At 40.4% G+C, this 4,943-nt stretch carries 5 protein-coding genes; all 5 read right to left on the bottom strand.

Going from position 1 to position 4,943, the window contains the following annotated elements; genetic code table 11:
- Positions 1 to 117 precede the first annotated feature (117 nt).
- From DBR11_RS28405 to DBR11_RS28385, 5 genes are read right to left on the bottom strand one after another with little or no spacing between them, the layout of a single operon-like run.
- Positions 118 to 1,134 (bottom strand): FecR family protein, encoded by a 1,017-nt coding sequence (locus DBR11_RS28405; RefSeq protein ID WP_108555897.1) that lies wholly within the window; start codon positions 1,132 to 1,134, stop codon positions 118 to 120.
- A gap of 43 nt (positions 1,135 to 1,177) precedes the next feature.
- Complete coding sequence (locus DBR11_RS28400) at positions 1,178 to 1,741, bottom strand: RNA polymerase sigma factor (protein ID WP_108555896.1); 564 nt, start codon at positions 1,739 to 1,741, stop codon at positions 1,178 to 1,180.
- A gap of 42 nt (positions 1,742 to 1,783) precedes the next feature.
- Entirely contained in the window at positions 1,784 to 3,019 is a 1,236-nt protein-coding gene (locus tag DBR11_RS28395) for an MFS transporter (RefSeq protein WP_108555895.1), read from the bottom strand.
- Positions 3,012 to 4,100: a zinc-binding dehydrogenase gene (locus DBR11_RS28390; protein ID WP_108555899.1), complete on the bottom strand. Its 1,089-nt coding sequence runs from the start codon at positions 4,098 to 4,100 to the stop codon at positions 3,012 to 3,014. Before DBR11_RS28390 ends, DBR11_RS28395 begins: the two co-directional genes overlap by 8 nt.
- Before the next feature lie 34 nt (positions 4,101 to 4,134).
- Complete coding sequence (locus DBR11_RS28385; RefSeq protein ID WP_199233999.1) at positions 4,135 to 4,818, bottom strand: phosphonatase-like hydrolase; 684 nt, start codon at positions 4,816 to 4,818, stop codon at positions 4,135 to 4,137.
- Positions 4,819 to 4,943 lie beyond the last annotated feature (125 nt).

The following is a 4,943-nucleotide window of genomic DNA, read 5'->3' as shown; positions in this document are numbered from 1 at the left end:
TCATAGAAAACATCATAAATAAACAGCTCACCAGTAATGGCCTGACCAATGCTGTTTTAAAATGTGTATTCCATTTTAATCTTTTTAGATTCATAAATGTTTGGTTGTTGGTTTGGTTTAGTAAATAATTATATGGTTGGAGTCGATAAATTTAAATTGCTTGTTTAGAGAGAAACAGACCATTTCCATAACAGACGACAGCGCATCGTGCCTAAATTTCCCGTTAAAGGTTTCTTGCATTACAGCATTGTCTTCTACAGTAATATTAACGTTATAGTAAATTTCCAGTTGTAAAAGCACTTCTTTCATTGGTGCATTCTGGAAAATTACCTCTTGTATTTTCCATCGGCTAAAGTCTTTATCAGAAAACTTCTGATGAACAGACCGGTTAAGCTGGTCGTCCAGGCTGATACTCTCTTTAGGATGTAAAGTGGCCACCAGATTCCAGGAATCGCCATTCTTTTTCTCCACAATAACTTTTCCTTCCTCCAGTTCTACCTTGAGTTTTTTAAGGGTTAGATCTGTTTGTAACTTAAATGCGGTACCTACAGCTGTGGTGACATATTTACCGGTATAAACTTTAAAGGGATGCCCTTTATCTTTAGCTACCTTAAAGTAAGCGATACCAGATAAGTACATTTTCCTATCGGATTGACCAAATGAAGAATCGATCACCAATTTTGCTCCTTTATCCAGGATCACAAAACTGCCATCCCATAAATTAATGGCTCTTCTTTCATTCGCTCCGGCTTCATACACATATTGATGCGTAGAATATCTGGCCAGCTCAGGTGGGTTTAGAACATTATGAGATGGATAAAACAAGAAAACAACGCATGCTAATAGAAACAAAACCGCAGCTGCAGCATATCTCCGCGAAAAAATAGTATATTTTCTTCTTTTCGGGCTTAAATATGCCCTTAAAGACGAAACAGCCTCAGGTTTTAATTTCTCTGCCAGCAGCAGAAGTTGCAAATCTTTAAGCAAATCTGCAGCCTCATTCATAGGTTTTAGTTGTTCTGGATGCAAACTGGCATAATCTACCCAGAAGGCAGTATCCTGCTGGTCTATTCCAAGACAATAATTAACAAAAGACTCATTTTTAAGGAAATCGTCACTTGATTTAAACTCCATATTGGTTTGCTCTTTTTAGTACAAAGAACAAACCCTATTGAATTTACCACAGCCAAAGAAACTTTTTTTCATTTATTTCCAAGCGAAGCCGGCTGATCCCGCGATGGAGCAAATTATAGGTGGTACGAATGCTGGTTTTTTTTAGATCAGCTATTTCTTGTAAAGACTTGTTTTGCAAAAACCTGAGCTCTACTACTTCTCTTTGAGCAGGGGTGAGTAAGGTTAAGGCTCTTTCCAGTTTGGAAAATTGTGCTGTTACCAATTCAGCTTCCAGGAGTTCCGACTCATCCGTTTCGGCAAAGCCTGCAAATTCTGAAACAGATTCCATCTTTTGATGTTTTTTCCACTGATAAAATAGCTGCCTGCGGAAAGACGTTAATAAATAAGCCTTAACATTTATATTAACAGAAAGCTTATCTCTCCGCTCCCATATATAAATAAAAAAATCGTGAAGCTGGTCTTTTACAAAGTCATGCTCATTTCGCAGCCATTTACAACCCCAAACAAAAAATGTACTGTAATACTGCTCATATAATTTAATAAATGACTCCTCATCACCTGCGCAAAATGATCTCCAAAGTTCGGCGTTGGTAAGGCTTCTGTCCATTTATTTGTTTAAATTATAAACAAATATAAATATTCATTTCAATCAATAACTGCAAATTACAGATTCAGAGCCCATTCTTCTAACATTACCTACACACACCGCCGATAACAAACATAGAACAGCAATAACAATAAAAATACTGTTGGTACTGCCCGTTACATCAATTGCATAACCCAGTATCGGTTCTCCAAATGCAGCGAACATATAACCTATCATATTCATAAAGCCTACGCCTGTTCCGGTAAGGCTGCTCCCAAGTAAGTCCGGACTTAAAGGCCAGAAACAGGCTTGTGGACCATAAACAAAAAATCCGGCCAGGAGCATTAATCCCCCGCCCAACAACAAATTATGTGCAGGCGAAATATAGATCAATACCGCTATAACCGCACTAACAGACATTCCAAAAGCAATAGCTTTGACCCTGTTCTTTTTGAACAGACTATCTGAAAGCATACCAAATGTAAGCGCACCTGCAGCCATACCTACCGGCAATAGAAACGTAACCCAAAGATTTCCAGGGTTATCCTTCCAGTTGTTTCCAAGGTAATGAACAGGAACCCAGAAGATCAGCCCGTAACGCGCCATGCTTTCAAATCCAAACCCCAGAGAAACCACCATGAACTTTCTATTCCGCAACACCAGACGATATCGCTCTATCCAGCTAGCAGATGGTCCTACCGGAGCTGATGCATCTGTTTTGGCAGCTGGCTTATCACGGGCCACAATCAGAAATACAGTAGCAGATACCAACAGCAAGAGTACAGGTAATCTAAAGAGCATACGCCACTCATATCCCTGCTGCAATAAAATAATAGAAAGCAGGTAGGTAACCACAGAAGACAAGCCCGCTGCCATGGTATAAAACCCAAAGGCTTTTCCACGTTCCTTTTCACTCCACCAGTTATTGATCAGTTTTGCACCAGGTGCCCAGGCCATAGACTGAAAATAACCATTTAATGCCCAAAGCAACATAATCATGGTCGCACTATTGGAAAAACTGATGGCAATATTGGTCAAAATAGACAAATAAGCCCCAACAGAAACCATCAATCTTGCACTCAACCGATCGGCCAGGTTTCCATTGATCAGCTGCCCTATAGAATAACCGATCAGCATAGAGAAACTGATCCACCCAATGGTGGTATAAGGAATATGCAGATCAGCTGCCATTCCTTTTACTGCCCAGCCAAAATTATGTCTGCCTGTATAAAAGAACAGGTAACAGAACATGGTAACCAGCAGCATTGTCCACTGCTGAACCCTAAATTTTTTATCCATTGGTCTGATCTGTTTGCTGATCTAAATTAATCCCCACCCGGAGGGGTTTATGTTCTACCGCATACTTAAAAGCTTCATTGGTATCAGAAAGACTAAACTCTTTTGAAACCACCTTTTCAAAAGGAAATACCTTATGGTTTTTACTGATGAAATTTACAGCATAAACAAAATCTTCAAAATTATAGTTGTGCAAGCCCTTGATGGTAATTAATCTGCGAACAACAGATTCCGCATCAACCTGTACCTTACGGGTATTGAACACAGCCCCTATCCATACCGCTGTACCCCCAATCGCAAGCGTATTCAGACAATTTTCCATGGCATCGGCAGAACCACTCATATCAAACGCCACATCAATACCACCAGGCAACTGTACAGTAGGGTCTGTTAATAAATGGGTTTCATTTGCACCAAAATCATTTGCCTGTTCAAGCCGTTGAAGATTGATATCCGCCACGTGAATAAATTTTGCCCCGGCATCTTTACACATTGCAGCGCAAACCATACCCAGTAACCCACTGCCCGTAATGAGTATTGTCTTTTCTGTAAGGTTACCTGCAAGTCTTAAGGCTCCCGCAACAGTAGCCACAGCACAGTTGATGATCGCAGCAACAGGCAACGGCACCTCTTTTGAAATTCCAAGAACAGCGGTACCAGGCTTAAGGATACAATGGGTAGATAGCCCCCCATGAAGTGCATCATCAGCCGTAACCTGTGCATGTCCATATTTAAAAAGCCCGCTCCCTTTTTGAGGCATACCCGCTCTTGACATCGCAGAATCCGGATCAGAAGAGAATATACTCCAGGTCACTAGGTCTCCCACATGTAGTTTGTTTCCCAGATGATCTGTCTGGTGGTGCTCATCCGAAAATGCCAGGATCTCTCCAACAATTTCATGTCCAAGTACCGTAGGAACCTTTTCCTGACGCAGCCCACAATAGGTATGCAAGTCACTTCCGCAGATAGAAGTATATCGGTTTTTAACCAATATCTCTCCAGGTTTCAGATCAGGGATGTTCTGTTCTTGTAAAGACATCGGTTGCCCCTGGCCTTCAAAAACCATTAATTTTGCTTTGTTCATGATCATTTTCTTCTTTAATCCAGAATAAAATCCTCTACGAGGTCAATGGTAACAATTCAATAAGATCATTTATAATGTAATCAGGATTTGCAGTTTGAAGCTGTACAGCCGTATGGGCACCTGTAGTAATACCAATGCTCAGTCCACAACCTGCATTCTGTCCTTCTTCGATATCGATAGTGGAGTCTCCAACCTTAACCACACTCGAGCTGTCTGTAATATCAAATCGCTTCATCGCAAATTCAATCATATCCGGATGAGGCCTGTTTTCTGAAACATCAGAAGCTGTAACCAAGGCATCAAACTCCACCCCTTCCTTCCATCCAAGCTTTTCAATAATTGAACTTGCAGTAGCCCTGTCATATCCTGTATTGAGAACTGCCAGAATATTCTTTTCCCTCAGTGCCGAAAAAACCGTTGTAACATTGGGTTGAGGCAATATTTCTTCTTTAGCATAAGCATCGGTAAGGGCAACTATAAATTCGTCATAGATACCTGCAGTCAATACCTCGTCACTGATGCCTCCGTAAGTAGAAAGTACCGAACGGATGGCCTGTCTTTTTTCCTTACCGGCACCCTGTGCAAGCACTTGTTCCAGGCTGAAATCAAAACCAGCATTATTGATAGCGTTTCTTAGCGTTTTATAAACAAGATTATCTTCATTTACCGTAGTTCCCGCCATATCGAAAACTACCATAGTTATTTTATTTTTTTTCATATCACAATTGTTTAGCAAAACTAAACATTTGTTTACATAAATAACTGTTTATAATATTAAATTTATGTTAAATTGTCTAAGAACCAGTCCCTACTTCCTCCTTCACCTGTAAATCGGGGAGATAC

The sequence above is a fragment of the Pedobacter sp. HMWF019 genome (assembly GCF_003061025.1).
GTDB lineage: Bacteria > Bacteroidota > Bacteroidia > Sphingobacteriales > Sphingobacteriaceae > Pedobacter.
Note: the sequence above shows the minus strand (reverse complement) of the source record. Positions and strands in the feature narration are given on the sequence as shown.

Bases quoted from the DNA above. Each gene is read 5' to 3' on its own strand.
- DBR11_RS28405 (WP_108555897.1), bottom strand. From the start codon at position 1,134: ATGGAGTTTAAATCAAGTGACGATTTCCTTAAAAATGAGTCTTTTGTT.
- DBR11_RS28400 (WP_108555896.1), bottom strand. From the start codon at position 1,741: ATGGACAGAAGCCTTACCAACGCCGAACTTTGGAGATCATTTTGCGCA.
- DBR11_RS28395 (WP_108555895.1), bottom strand. From the start codon at position 3,019: ATGGATAAAAAATTTAGGGTTCAGCAGTGGACAATGCTGCTGGTTACC.
- DBR11_RS28390 (WP_108555899.1), bottom strand. From the start codon at position 4,100: ATGAACAAAGCAAAATTAATGGTTTTTGAAGGCCAGGGGCAACCGATG.
- DBR11_RS28385 (WP_199233999.1), bottom strand. From the start codon at position 4,818: ATGAAAAAAAATAAAATAACTATGGTAGTTTTCGATATGGCGGGAACT.